This window comes from Nostoc sp. 'Peltigera membranacea cyanobiont' 210A, assembly GCF_002246015.1.
Taxonomy (GTDB): Bacteria; Cyanobacteriota; Cyanobacteriia; order Cyanobacteriales; family Nostocaceae; genus Nostoc.
Genome location: NZ_NOLJ01000009.1, coordinates 116077 through 140430 on the forward strand (window position 1 = coordinate 116077; position 24354 = coordinate 140430).

Annotated in this window: 20 protein-coding genes and 1 pseudogene; 11 read left to right on the forward strand and 10 right to left on the reverse strand. The window is 40.5% G+C overall.

All coding sequences use genetic code 11. The features are described 5' to 3' along the window. Positions 1-50 precede the first annotated feature (50 nt). The 8 genes from CDG76_RS26850 to CDG76_RS26885 all read right to left on the reverse strand — a co-directional run bounded on the left by CDG76_RS26850 (position 51) and on the right by CDG76_RS26885 (position 7260). The gene (locus CDG76_RS26850) at positions 51-1010 is read right to left on the reverse strand and encodes a VOC family protein (protein WP_094351930.1); all 960 of its coding nucleotides are present in this window, start codon (positions 1008-1010) and stop codon (positions 51-53) included. 84 nt (positions 1011-1094) lie between these two features. Beyond that, positions 1095-2462 (reverse strand): NAD(P)/FAD-dependent oxidoreductase, encoded by a 1368-nt coding sequence (locus CDG76_RS26855; protein ID WP_094351931.1) that lies wholly within the window; start codon positions 2460-2462, stop codon positions 1095-1097. A 44-nt stretch (positions 2463-2506) separates the two neighbouring features. Next, positions 2507-2752 (reverse strand): hypothetical protein, encoded by a 246-nt coding sequence (locus CDG76_RS26860; protein ID WP_094351932.1) that lies wholly within the window; start codon positions 2750-2752, stop codon positions 2507-2509. Between the two features lie 40 nt (positions 2753-2792). Continuing rightward, the gene (locus CDG76_RS26865; protein ID WP_094351933.1) at positions 2793-3458 is read right to left on the reverse strand and encodes a cytochrome c oxidase subunit 3; all 666 of its coding nucleotides are present in this window, start codon (positions 3456-3458) and stop codon (positions 2793-2795) included. A gap of 106 nt (positions 3459-3564) precedes the next feature. Continuing rightward, positions 3565-5247, reverse strand: coding sequence for a cytochrome c oxidase subunit I (locus CDG76_RS26870; RefSeq protein ID WP_094351934.1), 1683 nt, complete (start codon positions 5245-5247; stop codon positions 3565-3567). Continuing rightward, the gene (locus tag CDG76_RS26875; RefSeq protein ID WP_094351935.1) at positions 5237-6151 is read right to left on the reverse strand and encodes a cytochrome c oxidase subunit II; all 915 of its coding nucleotides are present in this window, start codon (positions 6149-6151) and stop codon (positions 5237-5239) included. Before CDG76_RS26875 ends, CDG76_RS26870 begins: the two co-directional genes overlap by 11 nt. Positions 6152-6175: 24 nt before the next feature. Beyond that, a complete protein-coding gene (locus CDG76_RS26880; protein ID WP_094351936.1) occupies positions 6176-6769 on the reverse strand; it encodes a DUF2231 domain-containing protein in 594 nt (197 codons plus the stop codon). Next, positions 6766-7260 (reverse strand): DUF2231 domain-containing protein, encoded by a 495-nt coding sequence (locus CDG76_RS26885; protein ID WP_094351937.1) that lies wholly within the window; start codon positions 7258-7260, stop codon positions 6766-6768. The genes CDG76_RS26880 and CDG76_RS26885 overlap by 4 nt, the downstream gene beginning before the upstream one ends. A gap of 584 nt (positions 7261-7844) precedes the next feature. On the opposite strand from CDG76_RS26885, the gene CDG76_RS26890 reads away from it, so the two are divergent. The 11 genes and pseudogenes from CDG76_RS26890 (at position 7845) to CDG76_RS26935 (ending at position 21262) form a co-directional block, all read left to right on the forward strand. Continuing rightward, positions 7845-8657: an SDR family oxidoreductase gene (locus CDG76_RS26890; RefSeq protein ID WP_094351938.1), complete on the forward strand. Its 813-nt coding sequence runs from the start codon at positions 7845-7847 to the stop codon at positions 8655-8657. A 181-nt stretch (positions 8658-8838) separates the two neighbouring features. After that, on the forward strand, positions 8839-10566 hold the full coding sequence (locus tag CDG76_RS26895; protein WP_223265404.1) for an amylo-alpha-1,6-glucosidase: 1728 nt from the start codon (positions 8839-8841) through the stop codon (positions 10564-10566). Positions 10567-10646: 80 nt separating this feature from the next. Then, positions 10647-10961, forward strand: a complete 315-nt coding sequence (locus tag CDG76_RS38645) for a hypothetical protein (RefSeq protein ID WP_223265405.1) — start codon at positions 10647-10649, stop codon at positions 10959-10961. A gap of 35 nt (positions 10962-10996) precedes the next feature. Further along, the gene (locus tag CDG76_RS26900; protein WP_094351939.1) at positions 10997-12238 is read left to right on the forward strand and encodes a permease; all 1242 of its coding nucleotides are present in this window, start codon (positions 10997-10999) and stop codon (positions 12236-12238) included. An 18-nt stretch (positions 12239-12256) separates the two neighbouring features. After that, positions 12257-13195, forward strand: coding sequence for a cation diffusion facilitator family transporter (locus tag CDG76_RS26905; protein WP_094351940.1), 939 nt, complete (start codon positions 12257-12259; stop codon positions 13193-13195). Between the two features lie 50 nt (positions 13196-13245). Further along, positions 13246-15642 (forward strand): glycoside hydrolase family 15 protein, encoded by a 2397-nt coding sequence (locus tag CDG76_RS26910; protein WP_094351941.1) that lies wholly within the window; start codon positions 13246-13248, stop codon positions 15640-15642. Between the two features lie 55 nt (positions 15643-15697). Then, positions 15698-16156 carry a cupin gene (locus CDG76_RS26915; RefSeq protein ID WP_094351942.1) on the forward strand — a complete coding sequence of 153 codons (459 nt, stop codon included), beginning with the start codon at positions 15698-15700 and terminating at the stop codon, positions 16154-16156. A 312-nt stretch (positions 16157-16468) separates the two neighbouring features. Beyond that, positions 16469-17653 (forward strand): annotated as a pseudogene (locus CDG76_RS26920) (cation:proton antiporter); the annotation flags it as partial. Positions 17654-17824: 171 nt separating this feature from the next. Further along, complete coding sequence (locus tag CDG76_RS26925) at positions 17825-18616, forward strand: alpha/beta fold hydrolase (RefSeq protein ID WP_094351944.1); 792 nt, start codon at positions 17825-17827, stop codon at positions 18614-18616. 23 nt (positions 18617-18639) lie between these two features. Beyond that, positions 18640-20280 (forward strand): alpha/beta hydrolase, encoded by a 1641-nt coding sequence (locus CDG76_RS26930; protein WP_094351945.1) that lies wholly within the window; start codon positions 18640-18642, stop codon positions 20278-20280. Positions 20281-20371: 91 nt separating this feature from the next. Next, positions 20372-21262: a DUF3267 domain-containing protein gene (locus CDG76_RS26935; RefSeq protein ID WP_094351946.1), complete on the forward strand. Its 891-nt coding sequence runs from the start codon at positions 20372-20374 to the stop codon at positions 21260-21262. Positions 21263-21496: 234 nt separating this feature from the next. Here CDG76_RS26935 and CDG76_RS26940 read toward each other — a convergent pair whose 3' ends face one another. Together CDG76_RS26940 and pstS are read right to left on the reverse strand one after the other, a co-directional pair. Next, complete coding sequence (locus tag CDG76_RS26940; protein WP_094351947.1) at positions 21497-23110, reverse strand: alpha-amylase family protein; 1614 nt, start codon at positions 23108-23110, stop codon at positions 21497-21499. Positions 23111-23271: 161 nt separating this feature from the next. Then, complete coding sequence (gene pstS, locus CDG76_RS26945; RefSeq protein WP_094351948.1) at positions 23272-24354, reverse strand: phosphate ABC transporter substrate-binding protein PstS; 1083 nt, start codon at positions 24352-24354, stop codon at positions 23272-23274.

Sequence of the window (24354 nt, forward strand, 5' to 3'; positions counted from 1 at the left end):
GGAAGAGCAAGGGCGGTATAAAATAAACGGTTGAAAAATTTCGATTTAGATCATTCCACAATCAGCAAGACTGCGTGTCCGTCAGGGTCTTTAACTAAACAACTCTGCTTGTAAGGAAAAGAGCGATCGCTAAACTGCACAATCCGCGATGATACAAACTGAACCCCGTTACGCCGTAGCTTATCCACTAACTGCTCAAGATTATTTACAACTAGCTCAATTTGGATATGTGCAATATCGCAACTTTTCCAGTCACTCGGCATTGGGCGGCCTTTTCCAGGCACAATATAGTCTAACAGTTCAATTCCTACACCATCTTGAACAGGTCGCAGTCCTGTAATTTTGACTTCGGCTCCTGGTAAATTATCCAAGCGAGATTGGGTTGCACGCCAGTTAAGACTGCGGCTATCAATTTGCATTCCCAGGATGTTGCAGTAAAAGTGTAGACTCTGCTCGGTGTTGGAAATAGCGATCGCACTATGATCAATTCCCAAAAACAAGCGATGGTTTTTCTGATGCCATTTATCTTGTCCTTTATCAGGCGGAAACCAAATTAACTCTAAATCATGACCATCAGGGTCTTTAAACTTAAAAGCGCGGACACCACCAGATGCTTTATTTTCAGGTGGTATTGTCTGGGGAGCAACTGAAATTGGTTCAATGGGAAATGAACACACTTGTGCATAAGCGCGATCTATATCACTCACTACAATTGCCAGATGTTGAAACCACAGGTCATTACTTTGTGAATCGCTGGGGATGGGTTTACCCTGAATATTAAGATACTCCATCAAATCGATAAGTTCATCACCTAATCGTAAAGTGATAATGCGAATTTTTGCCCCATTCACACCTTCTAAGTCGCTGTAATCCTGTCCTTCAACAGTAATGTCAGAAACGAGTTCAAAAGCAAGTGCTTGTGTGTAGAAATCAACAGAGCGATTACAGTTTGTTACTGTTAAGCCAATAGCTCTGATTCTTTGTACTTGTACATCGGTTTGACTAGACATATTCAACAGCCTCTGTACTTATAATTAACGTTCTGTTAAAGGAGATTATGTCAAGGGAAAAAGCTTTTTAGCACTTCCTAATCCTTATTTACTTTTCTCCTCGTCTCCCAACATTTTTAATAATTTTCTCGCAACTAAAACACCTACAACTCCTGCACCAACTACTTCCACTGCTTGCACGACTTTTTTACCTACATCGTGAGAGTCAAGGTGGTGATGAAAAATCTCTTCATCCACCCATTCAGTTGTTGCTTTAAAGTCATGAATTGGTGTTGGCAATAGCGTTAAATAAGTGCCTTGACGGATTAAATGCCCAGATTCGCCTGCAACTTCAAAAATATTGAAAAGGTTAGCAGCAGCATCATTTAACCCCAATTTTAAGAGAGTTCCTCGGATGTTAACCTTAACAGGTTTGAGTTCTTCTCCTAACGCTAATGCTTTCAAATTCTGGGCAATATTGGCTCCTTGTTGATAAGCCACTTGAGCCGTAGGTGGTAGTGAACTATCCTGAACTGCTGCACAATCACCGCCGGCAAAAACTTCTGGAAAGTCGAGTAGTTGCATCGTGGGAGTGACTAGGGGACGGTTATGATGATCCCGATGCTCTTTGGGAATTGGCAAGTCTTGAATGAGTGGATGAGTGGAAGTGCCAGCAGTCCAAATTGTGGTGTATGTTGGCAGTGTGTTAACTTGATTATTGCTCTTATATTCAATTGTATTAGGGTGAATAGCAGTGGCTTCTGCTCCCGTGAGGATTTCAATTGGTATAGTGCGTTTTTGTAATTCTTTCTCAGCAATTGGGCGCAGTGGATCGTTAATATCGCCATCAAGGATTTTTTGACCATGATTGAGTAGTATCACACGAATTTCACTTGAATTTCCTCCCAAAGCGCTATACCAATGTGGGAGAAAATCAGCTAAAGTAGCGGACATTTCTACACCACTTGCACCACCGCCAACTATAACTACTGTTAATAGTTTTTTGCGTTGTTCTACATCTTCAGTTTGGATGGCTTTTTGCAAACAGTCACGTAAATGTTGCTCAAGAGCGATCGCATCTGCTTGCGTCCAGAAAGGAAAGGCATTTTCTCTAACACCCTCAACTTGATGATAGCCAGTAACGCTGCCCAAGGCTAATACTAAATTGCTGTAATTATAGGAGTTTCCCGATACTAATTTGACTTCCCGTTGATGCAAGTCTATCGATTGCACTGTATCTTGCACAAAGATGACTCCACTACCTTTAAGTAGTTCCGAAAAGCGTGGCACTACCTGAAAAGTATCCATCTCGCCATCGAAATATTCATATAGTAGCGGCTTAAAGCAAAAGCGCTCGTCTTTATCAATCAAGATAACAGAACGAGGATAATGTTCGTGAGCTAAATGTAAGGCTGTAAATAGTCCTGCAAAACCACCGCCGACAATTACAGTTTGATAAACTGGGCTGTTCATAAAATCCCTCGCAAATCTTGTTAAATCAGATAATGAAAGCTTTACTAGATGAATAAAAATAAAGCTATCAAAATAGCACTGAGGAACACAGCAAATGCAATAGCATATTCCACTCTGCGACTAAAAAATCCGACAGCAGCAATCAGAGCGATCGCTAGCCCAATAATGCCAGCATATTGCTCTTTTTGTAATCCGCGTGCAATTAGTGGATCTTGAACTGGTGCTGGAGTTTCTTGAATTGTTTTTAGGGTACGTTTTGAGGCTGGTCTTTCTTGTAAGAATAGATTCATCACATTACTCCTTAAAATATTGGAATTTCTGAATTTTTTTTTATGCTCGCCAAAGGTAGAGAAGTGAGAAAAGAAAGACCCAAACTACATCAACAAAGTGCCAAAAAAGGGTAGTTGCACTTGTACCGAAGTGAGTCTTATTATAATTGCCTGGGATGAATGAACGAATCAGCATAATTATCTGAAGCACAACACCAGCCAAGACGTGTAGACCGTGGAAACCTGTTAGTAAGTAAAATGTCGAACCAACTAACCCTGTAGTAATTTTGAAGTCGAGACCTTTCCACTCAATTAACAGACCAACTAAGAAGTAACTTCCCATTGCGATCGTTATTAACCATAGCCAACGAAATTTCGTGAGTTGATTACGCTTGAGGGCATTTTCTGCTGGTTGAATGACAAAGCTACTAGAAAGTAATACTACCGTATTAATAACCACAATTGTAGACAATTCCGGCCCCGATATACCGGGTGGCAGCCAATTTTTAGTAGTCAGTCGTAGAGCAACATAAGTAAAGATAAAACTCAAAAAAATGATACTTTCTGACAGCAGGAACACGGAAAATCCGAACATTCCTTTACCATGATGATCTTCATGACTGCCGCCACCACTTGGTAGGAAGCGCTGTAACCAATTTGGCAAGCGTCGCCGCCACAGATCAAAACGGATTGGACTTTCATCTATATGAATAGTGCGACGTTGCATAATTCAATTGGGGAATTGGGAATTGGGAATTGGGCATTGGGAATTGGGCATTGGGATTAGAGATTGAAGAATTGATAACTATTTCTCAGTCTCCAGTCTCTAGTCCCTAGAGAGACTCACCATTATTAGAATTTTCGATTACTGAATACTTTGGATTGCCGTAGTCATAAGGAGGTCTGGTGACAGTTGGAATCTCTTCAAAATTATCTCGCGGAGGTGGTGAAGAGGTTGTCCATTCTAATCCAGTAGCGTGCCAAGGATTGTCAACTGCTCGCGGCCCGTAAAGCCAAGAGCCTACTATGTTAGCAATAAAAGGCAGGGTAGATGCTCCTAGTAAAAATGAAGCCAAGCTAGCAATGACGTTCCATCCTTGATACTGTGGATCGTAGGAAGAAACTCGGCGTAGCATCCCTTGTAAACCTAATGGGTGCATGGAGAAGAAGGTAATATTGGCAGGAATAAAGGTCAGCCAAAAATGTAACTTGCCCCAACCCTCGGCATACATCCTTCCAGTTATTTTGGGAAACCAGTAGTAAATTGCCGCGAAGATTGCCATTGTAATCGTGTTAAAAACGATGTAGTGGAAGTGTCCCACAACAAAGTAAGTATTATTAACGTGGATATCAAAGGGCGTGGCAGCAAGCATTACACCAGTAACACCGCCAAAAATAAACATGGCTGCACCTCCCATTGCAAACAGCATTGGTGTCTCTAGATGTAGCTTGCTTCTCCAGATGGTGGCAGTCCAAGCGAAGGCTTTAATACCGGTGGGTATGGCAACTAACATTGAGGTAGCCATGAAGGTCATCCGCATCCAACCAGGGGTAGCACTGGTGAACATGTGATGTACCCAAACGAAGATGCTGATTAAAGCAATACCCAAGGTGGCGATCGCAACTGACCGATAACCAAATAGGGGATTGCGAGAGAATGCAGGCAGAATCTCAGCAAAAATACCGAAGGCTGGTAGTGCCATGATATAAACTGCTGGGTGAGAGTAGAACCAGAATAGATGTTGATAAATGATCGGATCGCCATTCCCATCGGGTTTAAAGAATTGTGTACCAACGGATAGGTCAAGCAACAGCAGGATCAATGCACCCGTCAAGGCAGGTAAATTAATCAGTTGCAATAACTGGGCACTGAAAACTGACCAAACAAACACAGGCATCCGAAAAAATGTCATCCCTGGGGCCCGCATCCAAAAGATGGTTGTCATAAAGTTGACAGCCCCCATGATTGAAGAGATACCTATCAAAACTAAACTGACTATCCAAATAAATTCACCGTTAATCAGTTCACCACCTGGAATTTGCAGACTAACTGGTGGATAAGACCACCACCCAGCTTGTGCAGTCCCGTTTGGCAAGAAGAAGCTAGATAGTAGTAAAAGACCTGCGGGTGGCAACATCCAAAAAGAGATGGCGTTGAGCAAAGGAAAAGCCATATCCCGCGCTCCAATCATTAGCGGCACTAAGTAGTTAGAAAGACCTGCATTGAAGGGAATAATCCACAGGAAAATCATGATTGTCCCGTGCATGGTGAACAAACCGTTATAAAGCGGGCGATCGACCAAATTTGATTCTGGGGTGAGCAACTCAGCCCGAATCAGCATTGCCAATAACCCACCAATCAGGAAGAAAATGAAGGTCATCACCATGTACTGAATTCCAATCACCTTATGATCGGTATTGAAGCTGAAATATTGCCGCCAAGTATTACCCTGCTGGTTCTGGTAATTTTTCGATTCTCGATCCCCGGTAATCTCTTGACTAAAATCATGTGTCATTATTTTGCTTCCTCTTATTGGCAATACCAGGTTGAGCAGGTGTGACGGTATACCAGCCGCTATTAAACAATGTTTTTGGTGGTTGGATATTTTCGGCAACCGCCTGATTTACTGGAGTTTGTTCGCTAGTAGCAGTTTGCGTGAGCCACTGGTTATATTGATCGAGGGATTCAACGTATACATCCGTTTCCATTAAGGCAAAGTAAGTACCGCTAAATTGAGAATCTTTTAGCCGATATTTGCCTGGGCGAATGGGTGTTAGCACAATATCAATGTCGCGTCCTGGAATAATATCCTGCTTTAAGCGAAACTCAGGGACGTAGAAGCCGTGGATTACATCCTGCGCTTGCAGATTTAAGCGAGTACTTTGATTGATCGGTAGATGCAGTTGATTGCTAGTAACATTATTTGGATAACGAAAAGACCAATCCCATTGCTTAACGAAAACATCAATAGTTTCAGACGCAGGTTTGGTAGCATCAGTGATGGTTGCGGCGGAGGCAGATTCTATGGGTGTATGCAAATGCACAATTTGGTTTAGACCTAAAATATCTAACTGCTGATAAATATTGAAGCTTTGGAAAGCAATCCACACTACTAATAAAGTTGGGGTTGCTGTCCACAATATTTCTAGCCTTGCATCACCTCTAGAGGGGTGTCCCTCGCTGTAGTCTTCTGGAGGGGCGCGATGGAATGCGATCGCATACACCATAACGCCAACCAGCCCAAGTAAGATAAATGCTCCAATTGAGACTAAGAAGCTAAATAAATCATCTACCCGTTGTGCTTCTGCTGTAGCTTGGGGAGGCATCCAAAAAAACGCCTGCTGCCCAATCCACCGACTGACGACGAGCAGTACTGCTACATAAACCGCTATTAATACATATTCAAAAACACTAAACATAAAATTCGATAAATTCTCGTTTAATTATTTGTTGTAAACATTTCTGGAAATTGTATTAGCAGCAGTAACATGAATCCCAAATTCCTCTCCCAATTGCGCCCCCAAAGTTCCGTGAACGAATAATATGCCTAGTATTGCAATCCCCGCTAACAAGTAACTCCACTGCACCTGTCTGGAAGCATCCTTACGCCAGCGATAGCGTTCCAAGCCTCTCCATACAGTCATGGCTACAATGATCGCCAACAGCAAAACGCCACCCAAACCATGTAAAAGCATTGTCCAGCCAGCAGTCAACCCCCAAGCACTCTTTTGATTGACTGGTGGATTTGCCAAAAGTAGCTCAAAAAAACCAGCCGCAACCGTGAAAAACGTGATAGTTGCTGCTGCTATGAGGTTGTACCAGCCGACATCAAAAAAGCTAGAACGGATGGCAGCCAATCCCAAAAATTTGAAAATAGGTTTTTCTAAAGAAAACAACACTCCTGCTATATCAAAAATGATGGCAATGATGAACAAACCCAGCGTTAGATGTACTAACTGCGGATGTATAGGAATCTCATAAGGTAATCCGTTAGCGCCCAACCGCAATCTCAACTGCTCAATCAGTTGCGGGTTCATGGTGAAACTCCCTGTTTCATGGCTTGAACTACAGGTTCGACGTGCAACCCATATACCCAAAACAGTTTACTCCCCAAATACACTTGCACAAATACTAGGCACACTAACAATGTTGCAGCACCCAAATAAGCAGGCGGTACTCTTCGGGAACTGCTGTTGCGAATCACAAAACGCCAAGCTGCGATCGCGGCAACAATTGCCCCCAGTGACCAACCCAAGACGGTATGATAATTCAGCGTTGACTGGGCTGCTTTCTGGGCTTGGGCTAGTCCTGCTTCAAACTGGCCAAAGATAATCGCGATGAAAATTGCGATCGCAGCCACAAACATATTCCAGAAACTCACCTCAAATAAACGCACATTGCGGCTAAAATATCCCACCACATCACAGAAAAAAGAAAAAACCACCATTGCAATCACAAAGTGAACAATAATTGGGTGCAAAGGATCGGGGTATGGTAGATTCTGGCTATTGAGAGGTAAGGCAGACATCGCTTTTTCCTTGGGGTATCAGGCGTTGTGATTACTTAGATATTTTGTAAAAAATAGGATTCAGTATTGACTGTTTGGAGATTTTGAATTTTGCTGATGCTGACAAGATTTAGAATTCCTAACAATTAATACCTAAAAGATAGAGCAAAAAGCTACTATCTTAGGGATGACTTATCTAAAAATAAATTATGATTTCCTGTTAGCTAAATTCCTCCAATTTCCAATTTTAATAAATTTATTTATGGGGTTTTATCCCTGCTCCCTGCCCCTTTTCTTCTCATTGACTTCATCCTTTAAAGATTTCATCCAATAATGAAATTGTGATGAAATTTTTATAGTTCTTTCGGTAGATATATTTATTATTCCAATGGCTAGAAGCGTTCGTTCTTGCAAACCTCTAAAGTAATGCCAGAATCACCAAAATAGCTGTCAAAAATTAAACACATAAGCAAAATCTGTAATTAGTATAAAAATTTCAACGTAGGACAGCTTGCTTCAATTTGGATTCAATCATAAATTTTCAATATCAGCTATCCTCAAACTTTGCAAATGAAAATACATAGCAAAAATTCTGAAAAAGTATTATGAGTTATTCCCCTTACCTACTTAAAGGTCAAAAAGCACTTGTGACGGGTGCTAGTTCTGGAATTGGTGAAGCGATCGCTCGCTATTTGGCTGCATCAGGTGCAGCAGTAGCCATCAATTACCATTCTGAAGCTGAATCAGCCCAAAAAATTGTTGATGATATCAAAGCTGCTAATGGAGAAGCGTTCGCTATTCAAGCTGATGTCAGCAAAGAAGACGAAGTAAAGGCAATGTTCAGCCAGACGCTTAAACAATTTGGCACTATTGATATTTTAGTAAGTAATGCAGGCATTCAAAAAGACTCAGCATTTATAGATATGACCCTCGATCAATGGAATGCAGTGATTGGGATAAATCTAACGGGACAATTCTTGTGTGTTAGGGAAGCCGCAAAGGAATTCTTGCGTCGAGGTGTGAAGCCTGATATTTCTTGTGCGGCAGGTAAAATTATTTGCATGAGTTCCGTACATCAGGTAATTCCTTGGGCAGGTCATGTCAATTATGCTACTAGCAAGGGTGGTATTAATATGATGATGCAAAGTATTGCCCAAGAACTTGCCCCTCACAAAATTCGTGTTAATAGTATTGCTCCTGGTGCAATCAAAACCCCAATTAATAAATCAGCTTGGGATACTCCACAAGCAGAGGCGAAGTTACTACAATTGATTCCAGCAAAACGTGTGGGTGATGTAGAAGATATCGCCAAAGCAGCAGTTTGGTTGGCTTCTGATGACTCTGATTATGTCAATGGTACAACACTGTTTGTAGATGGTGGGATGACTTTGTATCCGGGTTTTACAGAGAATGGTTAAGATAATTCGTAATGGGCTACGCCCCGCTACGCTAACGTAATTCGTAATTCGTAATTCGTAATTTGTAATTTGTAATTCGTAATTCGTACTTAAGTTTTGTAACTGGGATTTAAAAAGAGCCAGAAAACTTGCCGCTTGTTGTCAGCGGGGGAATTAAAGCCACAGAATTGGTTAATTGAAAATGCCTACAAAAGTTACTGTCAATTCGGGTTTGATAACCATCAACGATGGTTCCTCTTTTTTAGTAACGGCTAGTGATGGTTCCATCGACGAGAATTTACCTCAAGGTTTTTTTGTTTGGGACACACGGCTAATTTCTTACTACGAAATTTCTCTTAATCGCTACCAACTTTCGCTGTTAGCCTCTAGCAATATCACCCATCATAATGCACTTTACCAATTCACTAACCCACAACTTCCTACTATCAACGACTCTTTACCTCCTGGTAGTTTGCTTGTAACTGTTCGGCGCGATATTGTGGAAGGTATGCATGAAGATATTGATATAACTAACTATCACAATGAAGTTGTTGAGTTTCAATTAATGCTAGCTGTGCGTTCTGATTTTGCGGATATTTTTGATGTCAAATCACAGCAAATTTTGACGCGAGGTGAAACACAAACCAGATGGGAAAATGGTGTACTCACTACTGAATATCGTAATGGCTCTTTCTTGCGAGGTATTGTGATTGAGCCAGTTTGTGGTACTTCTGAGCCACGCTATGCCAATGGTCGTTTAATGTTTGATGTGGTCATTCCTCCTGGGAAAACATGGCACACTTGTGTCAATTTTACAGCCTTAGCAGATGGAAATATCTTCAAACCTCAAAACACCTGTGCTGTGCCTCACAGTACGAAAGCGGGAAAGGTTAGGGATGAATTTCTGACTAATGCCACAAAGTTGCGATCGTCTAATGCTGAAATTGCCGAATACTATCAGCAAGCGATCGCAGATATGGGGGCGCTACGCATTGAGGTGGATGATAATGGACATCAATTTTGGATGCCTGCTGCTGGTATTCCCTGGTTTGTTGCTGTTTTTGGACGTGACTCAATAATTGCTAGCTTGCAAGTGATCGCAGTTTATCATGAATTTGCTCGTGGCACGTTACTGAAACTAGCTCAACTCCAAGCAACTGAGTTGGATGATTGGCACGATGCCCAACCAGGCAAAATGCTCCACGAAATGCGGCGCGATGAGTTAACCACACTCAACCTACTTCCATATCATCCCTACTACGGAACAGTAGATACTACCATCCTTTGGATTGTTACCTTATCTGAAGCCTATAACTGGAACGCCGATGTCAGTATGCTTGATGAATGTCGAGCGCCACTAGAAAAAGCCCTAAATTGGATTGACAAATACGGCGACTTTGACGGCGATGGCTTTGTTGAGTATTTAACTCGTTCATCAAAAGGATTACGCAATCAAGGTTGGAAAGATTCGGGTGACGCAATAGTTTACCCCGATGGGCAGTTAGTCGAGCCGCCAATCGCTTTATGTGAAGTTCAAGGCTACGTTTATGATGCGTGGCTAAGGGCAGCTTTAATTTATGAAATCTGGGACGAAAAAGAACAAGCCAAAAAGCTGCGTCAAAAAGCCGAAGAACTTTATCAACGATTTAATGAACAATTCTGGATGGATTCAGTTGGCTTTTATTGTTTAGGATTAGACGATAAAAAGCAGCAAATTCAATCAATTACCTCAAATCCTGGTCATCTCCTCTGGTCTGGTATTGTCCCACAGGAACGAGCAGAAAAACTTGTTAACCGACTTTTTCAACCAGATATGTGGTGTGGTTGGGGTGTACGGACTCTTTCATCTCAAAATCCGGCATATACCCGATTAGTTATCAACGGGGTAGTGTATGGCCTCATGATAACTCGATCATCGCGGCGGGATTAAAAAAGTATGGCTATCACCAAGAAGCTAACCGCATTGCTGAGGGGATCTTTGCTGCTGCTAGTTATTTTCAAGCTGGGCGAATGCCAGAATTGTTTGCGGGAATTGAACGCCAAGATGATAGCTTTCCAGTCCCCTACCCAGATGCTAATATACCCCAAGCTTGGGCTGCTGGTTCAATTTTCTTACTCATTCGTACCATCTTAGGACTCAAAGCTGATGCTTCCAAACAACAGTTAAAAGTACAGCCGAATCTACCAGATTGCTTACCCGATTTAGAACTCACAAATTTGTCCGTGGGAGACGCTACGGTGGGATTGCGATTTTGGCGCAATGGCGAACAAACCCAATGGGAAGTTACCCATCTCGATGGTGAATTAGAAGTTTCTACTACTTAGGAATTGGGATAAAACTATTCTGATAATTGATAAAAATGAACACTATAAATCCTTTTAGCGACCCCATAAATGGAATTTTTCTAGCACTCAGCATGACATTTTCTATGTTCTGGGAAATTCTTTGGGCGCTCATTCTTGGTTTTACACTATCAGGGATTGTTCAAGCGGTAATTTCCAAAGGGGAAATGAGCCGACTACTACCAGATGCGTCACCAAAATCGATTGCAGTAGCCTGTGGTTTAGGTGCAGCTTCATCGTCATGTTCTTATGCTTCTGTCGCCCTTGCCCGTTCCATCTTTCGCAAAGGTGGTAACTTTACAGCAGCGATCGCATTTCAATTTGCCTCAACTAATTTAGTCATTGAACTAGGCATTATCTTGGCAGTATTAATGGGGTGGCAATTTACTTTAGCTGAGTATGTCGGTGGGCTATTGATGATTGTAATATTAGTATTTCTGTTTAAAGTATTCCTAAAAGCCCAGATGGTGAAAGCAGCTAAACAGCAAGCCAACCGGGGACTTTCCGGTAAAATGGAAGGACACGCCAACATGGACATGTCAGTAACAGAAGGTTCTATTTGGCAAAGAATTTTTTCTGATAAAGGGTTTACATCCATTAGCCACTACTTTGTCATGGACTGGGTTTCGGTGTGGTTAGATATTGCACTGGGATTAGTAATTGCAGGTGCTTTGGCTGCTTGGGTATCCAACGACTTTTGGCAAGCATTCTTTCTCACAGATCACCCTATATGGTCGAAATTATGGGGGCCAATTGTCGGGCCAATTGTAGCGATATTTTCCTTTGTTTGTTCTGTGGGGAATGTTCCTTTAGCTGCTGTGTTGTGGAATGGAGGTATTAGTTTTGGAGGCGTAGTTGCATTTATTTTTGCCGACCTGATTATACTGCCAATTTTAAATATTTACCGCAAATATTACGGTTTGAAAATTAGTATATTTCTAGCGATCGCTTTTTATGCAGCGATGGTAAGTGCGGCATTAATAATTGAAATTCTGTTCCAAATTTTGGGATTAATACCACAAGAACATAACGCCAAAGTAGTTGAGGCATCTATCCAATTTAACTACACTACAGTGTTGAATATTTTGTTTTTAGCTCTAGCAGCTTTATTGGTTGCGCGGTTCTTCAAAACTGGCGGGCCGAATATGCTGAAAATGATGAATAGCGGCAGTGAGCAAGAACATAGTGAACACCATAACATGATGCATTATTCTGCGATTAAGAGGAGAAAGAAGTCTGTGAGAAACTTACCTATTTAGAAGCTAATATTTACAATCATGGCAATTGATTCATCTAAAAAAACAATCTTTGCGGCGATGGGGGCTAATTTGGCGATCGCTATTACTAAATTTATCGCCGCCTCTATTACTGGCAGTTCGGCTATGATATCTGAAGGTATTCATTCAGTTGTAGATACTGGCGACCAACTAGTACTTTTGCTGGGAATTAGCAGAAGCCAAAAACCGGCAGATGATAGTCATCCCTTTGGTTACGGTCAAGAACTTTATTTCTGGACTTTTATTGTTGCCATCCTCATCTTTGCCATTGGTGGCGGGATGTCGATTTATGAAGGAATTACTCATTTAATTAATCCCAGTCCGCTAGAAGACCCAATGTGGAATTATATTGTGTTAGGTGTGGCAATATTATTAGAGGGTTATTCTTGGACTGTAGCTTTAAAAGAGTTTTTGCCGACTAAGGGTAAACAAAATTTTTGGCAAGCTATCAAAAATAGTAAAGATCCCACAGTAATTACAATATTATTTGAGGATACTGCTGCAATTTTAGGTTTATTCGTTGCCTTAATCGGAATATTTTTAGGACATTTATTTAATAATGTTTATTTTGACGGTATCGCCTCAATTATTATTGGCATTATCTTAGCTATAGTAGCAGTGGTACTAGCGAGAGAAAGTAAAGGTTTATTAGTTGGTGAAAGTGCAGATACTCAAACTATAGCTAATATTCGTTCTTTGTCAAAAACAGAACCAGGAGTGAAAGAAGTTATCAGGGTGCTAACAATGCAACTTGCTCCAAAAGAAGTATTACTCAATTTAGAAATTCAATTTTCTCACAATCTTACAGGTGAAGAAATAGCTTTAACTGTAGAAAGTTTAGAAGCAAAAATTAGCCAAAAACATCCGGAAATAAAACAAATTTTTATTGAAGCTAAATCATTAACTGCATCTCGCAAATATTCTCAAACTTCTCAATAATTTTTGAATCAAAGGAAAATCAACTACAGCACTGAACTGGACAAAAAATTATGGTAAAAATTCTCGGTCAAGGACAGGCTTTTGGCTCACCGGGTATCGATCCTCGATGGACTCATGCCAATAAAGATGGAGTGGGAACAGCTTACTCTACCTCTAGTAACATTTGGTTTACTATCTGGAACGGTGTTGTGACTGAAATCTACCATCCCACAGTAGACAGTCCCCAAGTTCGGGATTTACAGTATCTAATTTCTGATGGAAAAAGCTTTTTTCACGAAGAGAAACGCCATCTTAAATCAAAAGTTGAACCGATGTGGACTCATGGTTTAGGATATCGCATCACTAATTCCGATCCACAAGGGCGTTATGCTGTAATCAAAGAAGTAATTGCTGACCCACATTTATCCTGTATTTTACAACGCACAAAATTAACAGGAGATAGCGATTTTATTTCCCAACTCCAGCTATACGCTTTGTGTGCGCCGCATCTAGAAGTTGGAGGTAGAGGGAATAATGGTTACGCTGTACAAGTTGCTGGACATCGGATTCTCACAGCCGAGAAAGGAGGAACATGGTTAGCGATGGGTGCAACAATTCCTTTTACCCGTCTTTCTTCTGGCTACGTTGGTGAAAGTGACGGCTGGACAGATTTAGCTGATAACTTTCAGATGGATTGGGAGTTTGATAGTGCTGTAGATGGCAACATAGCATTAACTGGAGAACTAAATTTAGACAGCAGTAAAGAGTTTACTCTAGGACTGGCATTTGGGACAAATCTACATAATGCCATTTCTACACTGTTTCAGTCACTCAATATTCCTTTTGAAAAGCAGAAGCAGCTATATAACGAACAGTGGAAGCGATCGCGCCAGGGCATCAAACCATTAGAAAATAGTTCTTATGATCAGGGTAAGTTGTATCACAACAGCATTAGTCTGTTGTTGGCACATGAAGACAAAACCTATCCAGGTGCATTAATTGCATCTCTGGCTATCCCTTGGGGTGAAGCCAAAGACGACCAAGACCAAGGAGGATATCACCTTGTCTGGACGCGGGATATGGTTAGCAGTGTATCAGGTTTAGTGGCTGCTGGGGAAACTGATACAGCAGTGCGATCGCTAATTTATCTCGCCACTAGTCAGCAGGAAGATGGCGGTTTTCCCCAAAATTTCTGGGTTGATGGGAAACCTTATTGGACAGGTATCCAGCTTGATGAGGTGGCATTTCCCATTCTCTTAGCATGGTTATTGCATCAGCAAAAAACTTGTTTAAACTTCGATATTTATCCGATGATTTTACGGGCGGCGGGTTATTTAATTCGTCACGGCCCAGCTACCCAACAAGAACGTTGGGAAGAAAATAGTGGTTATTCACCATCAACATTAGCATCTAATATTGCCGCCTTAATTTGTGCTGCTCAATTTGTTCGTGAACGTGGCGATGAAGCAACAGCAAACTTTATCGAAGAATACGCTGATTTTTTAGAATCTCACATCGAAGCTTGGACAGTTACTACTGAAGGCACTTTAGTTCCTGGCATCAAACGCCATTACATTCGGATTACTCCTACAGATATTAATAATCCTCAACCCAACGAAAATCCTAACCAAGGAACTCTTGTTATCAGCAGTCAACCACCTGGCGAACCGTCAGAATTTCCCGCGAAGGAAATTGTTGATGGCGGGTTTTTGCAATTAGTCCGCTATGGAATTCGCAAACCAAATGACCCGATTATTGTTGATTCTGTCAAAGTAATTGATGCAGTTTTAAAAGTAGATACATCTGCTGGGCCTTGTTGGCATCGTTACAACCACGACGGCTACGGACAGCAAGAAAACGGCAGTCCTTATACTGGTTTTGGTAAGGGACGCGCTTGGCCTCTCTTAACAGGAGAACGGGGACATTATGAATTAGCTATGGGCGGCGATGTCAAAACATATATTAAGGCGATAGAAGGATTTGCATCAGATACCTGTTTACTACCTGAACAGGTTTGGGATGAAGCAGATATATCTGAGAATCATCTGTATTTAGGAAAACCAACAGGTTCGGCAATGCCTTTGATGTGGGCACATTCGGAGTATATCAAATTGCTACGGTCAAATCATGATGGTCAGGTATTTGATTTGATTCCACAGGTAACGAATCGATATCTAGGCGAAAGAAAGCAGTGTAAATCGTTGGAAATTTGGAAATTTAACCGACAAATAGACAAAGTTAAAAAAGGCTATACATTGCGAATTCACGCTTTAGCATCTTTTCACTTGCACTGGTCAGATGATAATTGGCAAACCGTCAAAAATACACCTGCTACTTCTACAAAATTAGGGGTTAATTTTGTAGATATTGCTATTTATAATAATCAGCAACAGCCCATCAACTTTACCTTTTTCTGGATTGAAAGCAGCAAATGGGAAGGACGCAATTATACGATTAGAATTTCGTAATTCCTAATTTCTAGTTCGCCTTTCAATACATTTCGGATCAAAAAGAGCCATTATTATGCAGAATAACTCATCACCCAAACCAACAATTGAATACTGGCACGTCTGGACTGACGACGACGGTATAAGTCACCAATCCCGTTGTCAAATTGAAGACTTCATGGAAAAAGGCATAGCCCCGGATACCTCACCGCAATGGCTTTCTAATTTGAAGCAGTCTGGTGCTACAATCACCTTTACTGTGCTACCCGTGGGATGGATTGGTAACTGGCATGAAAACCCAAAACCCCAATGGATCATCCCTTTGTCGGGACGCTGGTTTGTGGAGACTATGGACGGACAGCGAGTCGAGATGGGGGAAGGCGAAATTTCCTTTGGAGAAGATCAGGGTACGAAAACAGACGCGCAAGGTCATAAAGGTCACTTATCTGGAACAGTAGGCGATGCGCCAGCTGTTTTAATAATGGTGCAATTTGAAGAGACTCCGACTGTAAATCAATCTTGTCGATTTAGGTAAGTGAGTTAGTAGCCAATACAGTTCAGAATGAGCAACAAAATATTTGTAGAGACGGCGATTTATCGCGTCTCGAAAACCCAAAATTGTTGCCAGTAGCCCTTAACCCAGGCGTATTGAGTTAGCGATCGCTAGCAGTGCGTTAGTATACTCCTTTAGTGAAGTAAACTATGCTCCCGCCTGTCGCGCCAGTATCAGCCTGTTAAAAAGCTAGTACAGCACAGCGTAAATAGCTATATTTTTTCCTGAAATATAAACCTCATAATTTAGGAAGATTCAATTATAGGAGGTTGTACAGCACGACTTAATTTTTCTATGGAAGAATCCTTGCCCATTACTATTCTGATCAGTGCAACAGTTGTAGCTGGTATTGCTGCTCAAGTTCTAGCTGGTTATTTTCACATTCCTAGTATAGTCTTGCTACTTCTGTTCGGGATTCTTCTGGGACGAGATGGTTTTGATTTTTTAAATCCATCTTTACTGGGCGTTGGTTTAGAAGTTGTGGTTTCGCTGTCAGTGGCGCTGATTTTATTCGAGGGTGGTTTAAATCTACAGTTAGGAGAGTTAAAAGAGGTTTCTAGTAGTCTTCGCAATCTTGTCACTTTGGGAGTACTGATTACCTTAACTGGTGCTGGAATGGCTGCACACTGGCTGAGTGAATTTCCTTGGTCAATTGCTTTTCTTTATGCCTCCTTAGTAGTTGTGACAGGCCCAACAGTAATTAATCCACTCCTCAAACAAATTGGTGTAGAAAAAAAAGTCTCAACACTTTTAGAAGGAGAGGGTGTTTTTATCGATCCAATTGGTGCAATTTTGGCTGTGATTGTGCTTCACTTTGTTTTGAGTGGAAATGTGGAGCCGCTCATTTTAATTAAGGGTCTAGTTTTGCGTTTGGGTATAGGCGTAGTTATTGGTATTGCTGGAGGCTGGTTACTATCCCAAATTATCAAACAGGATCAATTCTTATCCCAAGAGTTAAAAAATCTAGTTGTTTTAGCTAGTGTCTGGGGTTTATTTAGTTTGGCACAGGTGTTACGTGGTGAGTCTGGTTTGGTGGTTGCTGTAGTTATGGGGATAGTTTTAAGAGCTAGTAACCTACCTTCAGAATCTTTATTGCGTAAGTTTAATGAACAGTTGAGCATTTTAGCTAATTCGGTTTTGTTCATTCTGTTAGCAGCAGACTTATCAATTGCCAGTGTTTTCGCTTTAGGTTGGGGTAGTGTTCTGACAGTTCTAGCGCTGATGCTAATAGTGCGTCCTATTAATATTTTAATATCTACCTGGAATCAAGGTTTTAACTGGCAACAGCAGTTATTTTTATCTTGGGTTGCTCCTCGTGGAATTGTAGCTGCTTCTTTAGCCTCTTTGTTTGCAGTTTCACTGACAAAACAGGGTATCAATGGCGGTGATTCAATTAAAGCCTTAGTATTTTTGACAATAATGATGACAGTTTTTTTCCAAGGATTGACGGCTGGTTGGGTCGCCAGTCTGCTTGATTTACGTTTAGTAGATCAAATAGATCAAGATTCTTTGCAAGCAACTACTGATGATGTCAATAGCCAAAAAGATGTAGATAAAAACAGCTTGACTTCTGAGTTAATTGAGTCGTAGCTAAAATTTTTTACTAACTTATCGAAATTATCACTCTTGTTCTCGTAAATTAGTTTCTTTATGCCATCTAAAATTCATAGTCATCCTTATTTTTTAACTCCCGAATTATCTAACTCTAATTATCCACTCTTTGTATTTCTACCTGGAATGGATGAGACTGGCAAGGAATTGATGTACATTCAAACAGCAGGTTTAGAAGCAGCTTTTGATGTACGTTGTTTTGTCATTCCCCCTGATGTTCTAACAAGTTGGGATGAAATGACAGAAAAAGTAGCAACTTTAACCAAGATAGAACTAGAAAAAGTACCGCAATCGCACGTTTATCTTTGTGGAGAATCATTCGGTGGTTGCTTGGCGCTGAAAGTATTAGAAAAATGTCCTCAGCTATTTACAAAGATTATTTTAATTAATTCTGCTTCTTCATTTCATCGAGTACCTTGGTTAAACTTAGGTTCACTTTTATTTCCTTACACACCTCAACTATTTTATAAAATATCCTCATTTTTATCTTTACCCTTTCTAGCTAATTTAAGTCGAATTTCACCTACTGCAAGACTTGCTCTTTCAAAATCAACTAGTTCCGCACCACAAGAAACTGCTAATCAGCGATTATCCCTGATGAGAGAATTTGATGTTGATGAGAATAAATTATCTCAAATTACTCAACCTGTCTTACTAATTGCTAGTAGAGATGATCGACTTTTGCCTTCAGAAGCAGAGGCAAAACATTTAAATAATATTTTTCCTAATTCTCAAACAATAACTTTACCTCATAGTGGTCATGCCTGCTTAGTTGAAAGAGATATTAATCTCTATAAAATTTTATTATCTGCTAATTTTATCGTTGCCTAATATAGTATTTCAAGTGATATCTAATGACTAAAACTATAAATAAACAACCTGTTTGGCTAAAATTGGCTTTGAGAATTTTTAGTATAGGCTTGCTGCCTACATTAACTGCTTATCCCGCTTTAGGTGCAGAGAGAATAAGATTCAATTACGGTATTTTAGAAAGGTCTATCCCAATTAGTTCACTCGAAACCTATGCTAGAACAGGCAAAGTGGACGAGAATTTAGCTGCATATAGAAAGTATGTAGACAAAAAGCAACTAGCTCAACTGCGAAAAGTTTTACTAACTCGCATTCCCCTAAATCAAGTAGAAGTTTCGCAGTTTCTTTATACACCCATTGGCGAACGATTATTAGAAAAGTTAGGGAAAGTTATTCAGACAGAATCTAACTTGTCAGGATTTTATGCAATTCGTGCAGCACTGATTTTGTCAGCCGCAGATCAAAAAGAGTTTACGCTTTTAAATGTATTAAGCAAGTTTCCGGCAAGTGCAATTTCAATTAACTTGAACCAGAGTTTGGCAATTGCAGAATCATTACAGAATTTAGTCAATCAAACTCAAAATGCAGTAGCATTTATTAACCAACAATCCCAACAAAAAGTAACTACAGCTTCTACACTTAAGACCGTTCCATTAATGGACTTGGGTAAAACCGGAAGTTTTAATTTCTCAAAACAAACAATTACACTTAATGACCTCTCACGTCAGAGGAGATTTCCTGCTGATATTTACCTCCCAACTGCTCAAACTCCTCGTCCGATAATTGTCATTTCGCACGGACTTGGTTCCGACAGAACAAGTTTTGCGTATTTAGCCGAACATCTGGCTTCTTATGGTTTTGTGGTTGCTGTTCCAGAACATCCTGGCAGTAATTCACAACAAATACAAGCATTATTAGCAGGTATAGCAGATAGAGTTACTAATCCTAGAGAACTAATTGACAGACCTTTAGATATTAAATTTTTGCTAGATGAACTCACTCGTTTATCAAAGTCTAATTCAACATTTAGTGGACGTTTAAATTTGGAACAAGTTGGTGTAGTAGGGCAATCATTTGGTGGATATACAGCATTGGCATTGGCGGGTGCAAAGATTAATTTTGAGCAACTGAAAGCTGACTGCCCAGCTTTGGAAAATACGTTAAATGTTTCGCTTCTCCTTCAATGTTTGGCGGTCAATTTACCAAACGCTCAATACAACTTATCTGACCCCAGGATAAAAGCAGCAATTGCTATTGATCCAGTCGTTAGCAGTATTTTTGGTCAAGCTAGTCTCAGTCAAATCAAAATTCCGGTAATGATTGTATCTGGTAGTTCTGATACTGTTGCTCCAGCTTTAACAGAGCAAATTGAACCTTTTACTTGGCTAACAACTCAAAATAAATATTTAGCACTTATCAATGGCGGCACACACTTTTCTACTATTGCAGAATCACCAAATGCCACCATACCTGTTCCTACACAGGTAATCGGTTCAAGTCCAGCCTTGGCACGTCGTTATGTTAAAGCTTTGAGTGTTCCATTTTTTGAAACGTATGTTGCCCAACAGTCAAGTTATCTTTCCTACTTGAGTCCAGATTACGTTAATACAATTAGTCAGCAACCACTACCGTTAAGTTTAATAAAATCTTTGACATCTGAACAACTACAAGAGGCGTTCAAATAAGGATTTTGAAGCTAGATAAACCTGTAGAGTGATGAAATAAACACTAAATATTATTAATTTGGAAAGCAAGGATTAATAATTAGCAGAAATTATGAATATAGCAACTCGCAATGAGCCAATTTATGTATTTCGCTTAACTCCAGAAATATCACTGATTTGGACTACTTTAGGTTCATTACTGTTAATATTGGCAGCAGCAGGTGCAAGCTGGTATTATAGCATCATTCACGAACAAGCAGTAATTTTTAGTGTAGAAAGTGCTGGAGGTGGAGCTTGGCGAGGTATTCTTGCTTTTGTGATTTTACTGGCCATTACTTTTATCACCATCATTGTTCATGAATTGGTGCATGGAATAGCGTTTGCTGCCTTTGGTGGTTCGCCACGTTATGGATTTAAATTTAAGTATTTCTTACCTCTTGCTTACGCCACTTCACCAGGTGACTTGTTTCGCCGGAATGCTTTTATTTTCATTGGTTTAGCACCATTGATAGTCCTTGATGTTGCGTGTTTGTTACTGCTAGCAATTTTTCCCCAAGCAAGCTGGTTAATTTGGGTAATTGCATTCAATACAAGCGGTGCAATTGGAGATATCTGGATAGCAGTACAATTGCTACGTTGTCCACAGTCAATTCGAGTCGAAGATAGAGAAGAAGGCATAGCAATTTACGCACCTCCTAGTGTGACTTGCCGAGAACTTCCTTTTGCTAAAACTGGTAAGCGTTCAGGTGTAAAAGCTTTGTTAAACCTTGCTTTTATGGCTTTGGCGTTGGTGCTAATTTCTAGCTTTTTACTAATACCAGTATTGAAAACTTTAGAAGTTCCTTCATTTATTATCGGTAATAATTCTTTTTGGATTTTCCGTTGGATAAATAACACAAAAGGATTTAGTATTGAATTTAACTGGATATCTTTTGTGATAGTTATTTTTACAATATTGTTACTAAGCTTTTTAACTAATATGGTTCGGCGACGGGACAGTTAATAATTAAAGAGCTAATAAGAGAATTGCATAGCCGAACGCACACCGAATGCAAACGCCCAAAAGCGGCTTTCTCGCTGTTCTGGTAATTCTTCCTTAAGGACATTGAGTACAATACCTCCAGCTAAAAAGGCAAAGAGAACCGCAACAGCCGCTTGATGATATTCTTAAAGATATTATTGCGCCATTGCTGATGAGCTTTTGCTTGATTTTGGAGAATTGGTATAAGCTGTTGAATTACTTAACGCGAAACCAGCGATAGCCGTATGCTTCTATTGGGATGGAAGGCAAATTAACATCCAGAGGTTCGTATTGGGAATCGCCAAATATATCAATTAAATGGTTATACTCATCAAATTTTAGCGTGACTGTACACGAGCGATCGCCTAAATTATGTAAAGCGATCGCACTTTCACCTTCCGACTCACAGCAGTGAGCAAACACACACGGTTGATCGGTTTCTATAATTTGCCATTTACCCGAACCAAACTCTGGACACTGTTTGCGAATACGGATTATATGTTCCATCCAATTGATTAAGGAGTTGCGATCGCGTTGTTGATCTGCTACATTCACCCGTTTATAACCATACTCTCCTTCTTTAATTACAGGTCGGGTAAGAACATCTGATGAAGCAGTAGAAAAGCCGCCATTGATTGCATCTGACCATTGCATGACTGTGCGGACACTATTTCTCCCCTCAAGCGAAAGGTCTTCACCCATCCCAATTTCTTCGCCATAGCGTAGCAGAGGTGTCCCAGGTAAGCTGAATAACAGACTGTATGTGAGTTCAATGCGACGTTTGTCACCTTTTAACATTGGTGGTAAACGACGACGAACGCCTTTGCCAAAAATTTGCATATTCTTTTCCGGTGCGAAAGCCTGAAAAACTTCTTGGCATTCGGAATCGCTAATTAAGTCAAGGTTGAGTTCGTCATGGTGGCGGACAAAATTTAACCACTGACCGATGTCAGGAATATCAGGTAATGATTTCAGCCCGTCAAGTAAAGTTTGTGAATCTTTACGTGCCAGAGCTAAAAACATATATTGGTTGAGCAAGAAATTAAACAACATCTGACATCGATCGCCATTACCAAAATAGACGGGTATTTTCTCAGAACTTACATTTGCTTCTGCAAACAGAATTGCATCACCTCGACGCGAGGTAATAAACTCTTGCATATCTTTGAGGAAAGTTTCTAAATCTGGACAATCTGGGATGCCAAGTGGATTAATTAAAAATGGCGCAGCATCGATGCGAAACCCCGACACACCAAGTTGCAGCCAAAAACCCATAATTTTGTAGATTTCTTCCCGTACCGCAGGATTGGCAATATTTAAATCAGGCTGCTCTTTATAAAAGTGATGCAGATAGTAAGCATCAGCTTGTTTGTCGTATTCCCAAAGACTGTCCTCTACTCCAGAAAAAATTATCTGTTCTGGCTTGGTTTTAGGTGGATTTTCCGACCACACATAGTAATCGTGATACTTAGAGTGTTTATCTAAACGCGCTTGTTGAAACCAAGGATGCTGATTTGATGTATGATTTACCACTAAATCAACCAGAACTCGAATACCGCGATCGCTAGCTTGATGTATGAACTGTACAAAATCTCCTAGTGTCCCCAATCGTGGATCGACATTGTAGTAGTCCATGACATCGTAGCCGTTATCTCGATTGGGAGAAGGATAAAACGGTAATAGCCATAAACAGGTAATTCCCAGTCCAGAAAGATGATCTAGACACTTAGTTAGTCCTTGGAAATCGCCAATACCATCGCCGTCTGAATCCATGAATGTCTCGACATCCAAGGAGTAAAAAATTGCATTTTTGTACCAAAGATTTTGCATAATGATGAGTTTTTAATTACTGAAATGTAAATGATAGTGCTGAGTAAAACATTCTCAGACTTGCTGGAATTAAGCCAGGGATGCTGTATATCTGCATCTCTGACTCAACAAAGCTGGCATAGTTGCGATCGCAACAACTCACAAAAGTGATTAATATTACATTAACGAGCCGCTACTTTTTCACTAACTGTTGATTGCACTCTTTGGGCAAGTTCATTCGATATAGGTATATATCCAAGTTGTAAAGCGTATTTGTCGCCCTGAGTCAGCGCCCAGTCAACAAAGTTTTTGAGAGTCGTTGCTTGGGCAGGATTATCGTATTGGTTATATAACAAAAGCCAGGTTAAACCTACAATTGGATAGGCTTGCTGTTCTGGAGGGTCTGGAACTTCCAAAGCAAAGTTTTGTGGAATTGTTTGTCCTTGCAAGGCTCTAGCGGCAGACTCTGGTGATGGGTCTACAAATTGGCCAGCTTTATTTTCTAGAGTTGCCATATTCAAATTACTTTGCTTGGCATAGACATACTCAACATAGCCGATGGCTCCTTGAGTTTGTTGAACTTGCGCTGTTATCCCTTCATTACCTTTAGCGCCAACACCTATAGGCCAGTTGATTGACTTACCAACACCTGCTTTCCAGTTGGGACACACCTCACTAATATGATTGGTAAAGAGGAAGGTAGTACCACTACCATCAGAACGATGAACAAACCTGATGGGAGTATTTGATAGCTTAACGTTAGGGTTTTGTTTAGCAATTAGCGGATTGTCCCAAGTTTTGATATCACCCTGAATAATGCCACAGTAGGCTTGGCGTGAAAGCCTTAAATTGTTGACATTTCCTCCTAAATTGTATGCAAAGACAACAGCACCACCCGTTAACGGTACTTGAATCGGTTCAGTATTGTATTTTGCTCGAAACTGTTGACGTTCTTCTTCTGTTAAAGGTGCATCGGTAGCTCCAAAGTCTACAGTTCTTCTTAAATACTGGTTAACACCAGCACCACTACCTATTGATTGATAGTCAATTTTGATATTTGGATTTTGTTGATTGTAAACATCGAACCAAGTTTGATACAAAGGAGCAGGAAAGGATGCTCCAGCACCAATAAGAGAAACTTGGTTGCCTGGGGTCTGTGATTGGCAAGAGAGTAAACCTGTAGTAAGTATTACTCCAGTTATTGTAAGAACCCAATGAGGAGTCTTAGCGTTATTAAATGTGATGTTACCTAATTTTTGTAACAT

Excerpts from the sequence above, each read along its gene's own strand:
- CDG76_RS26850 (WP_094351930.1), bottom strand. The coding sequence starts at position 1,010 with ATGTCTAGTCAAACCGATGTACAAGTACAAAGAATCAGAGCTATTGGC.
- CDG76_RS26855 (WP_094351931.1), bottom strand. The coding sequence starts at position 2,462 with ATGAACAGCCCAGTTTATCAAACTGTAATTGTCGGCGGTGGTTTTGCA.
- CDG76_RS26860 (WP_094351932.1), bottom strand. The coding sequence starts at position 2,752 with ATGAATCTATTCTTACAAGAAAGACCAGCCTCAAAACGTACCCTAAAA.
- CDG76_RS26865 (WP_094351933.1), bottom strand. The coding sequence starts at position 3,458 with ATGCAACGTCGCACTATTCATATAGATGAAAGTCCAATCCGTTTTGAT.
- CDG76_RS26870 (WP_094351934.1), bottom strand. The coding sequence starts at position 5,247 with ATGACACATGATTTTAGTCAAGAGATTACCGGGGATCGAGAATCGAAA.
- CDG76_RS26875 (WP_094351935.1), bottom strand. The coding sequence starts at position 6,151 with ATGTTTAGTGTTTTTGAATATGTATTAATAGCGGTTTATGTAGCAGTA.
- CDG76_RS26880 (WP_094351936.1), bottom strand. The coding sequence starts at position 6,769 with ATGAACCCGCAACTGATTGAGCAGTTGAGATTGCGGTTGGGCGCTAAC.
- CDG76_RS26885 (WP_094351937.1), bottom strand. The coding sequence starts at position 7,260 with ATGTCTGCCTTACCTCTCAATAGCCAGAATCTACCATACCCCGATCCT.
- CDG76_RS26890 (WP_094351938.1), top strand. The coding sequence starts at position 7,845 with ATGAGTTATTCCCCTTACCTACTTAAAGGTCAAAAAGCACTTGTGACG.
- CDG76_RS26895 (WP_223265404.1), top strand. The coding sequence starts at position 8,839 with ATGCCTACAAAAGTTACTGTCAATTCGGGTTTGATAACCATCAACGAT.
- CDG76_RS38645 (WP_223265405.1), top strand. The coding sequence starts at position 10,647 with ATGCCAGAATTGTTTGCGGGAATTGAACGCCAAGATGATAGCTTTCCA.
- CDG76_RS26900 (WP_094351939.1), top strand. The coding sequence starts at position 10,997 with ATGAACACTATAAATCCTTTTAGCGACCCCATAAATGGAATTTTTCTA.
- CDG76_RS26905 (WP_094351940.1), top strand. The coding sequence starts at position 12,257 with ATGGCAATTGATTCATCTAAAAAAACAATCTTTGCGGCGATGGGGGCT.
- CDG76_RS26910 (WP_094351941.1), top strand. The coding sequence starts at position 13,246 with ATGGTAAAAATTCTCGGTCAAGGACAGGCTTTTGGCTCACCGGGTATC.
- CDG76_RS26915 (WP_094351942.1), top strand. The coding sequence starts at position 15,698 with ATGCAGAATAACTCATCACCCAAACCAACAATTGAATACTGGCACGTC.
- CDG76_RS26925 (WP_094351944.1), top strand. The coding sequence starts at position 17,825 with ATGCCATCTAAAATTCATAGTCATCCTTATTTTTTAACTCCCGAATTA.
- CDG76_RS26930 (WP_094351945.1), top strand. The coding sequence starts at position 18,640 with ATGACTAAAACTATAAATAAACAACCTGTTTGGCTAAAATTGGCTTTG.
- CDG76_RS26935 (WP_094351946.1), top strand. The coding sequence starts at position 20,372 with ATGAATATAGCAACTCGCAATGAGCCAATTTATGTATTTCGCTTAACT.
- CDG76_RS26940 (WP_094351947.1), bottom strand. The coding sequence starts at position 23,110 with ATGCAAAATCTTTGGTACAAAAATGCAATTTTTTACTCCTTGGATGTC.
- pstS (WP_094351948.1), bottom strand. The coding sequence starts at position 24,354 with ATGTTACAAAAATTAGGTAACATCACATTTAATAACGCTAAGACTCCT.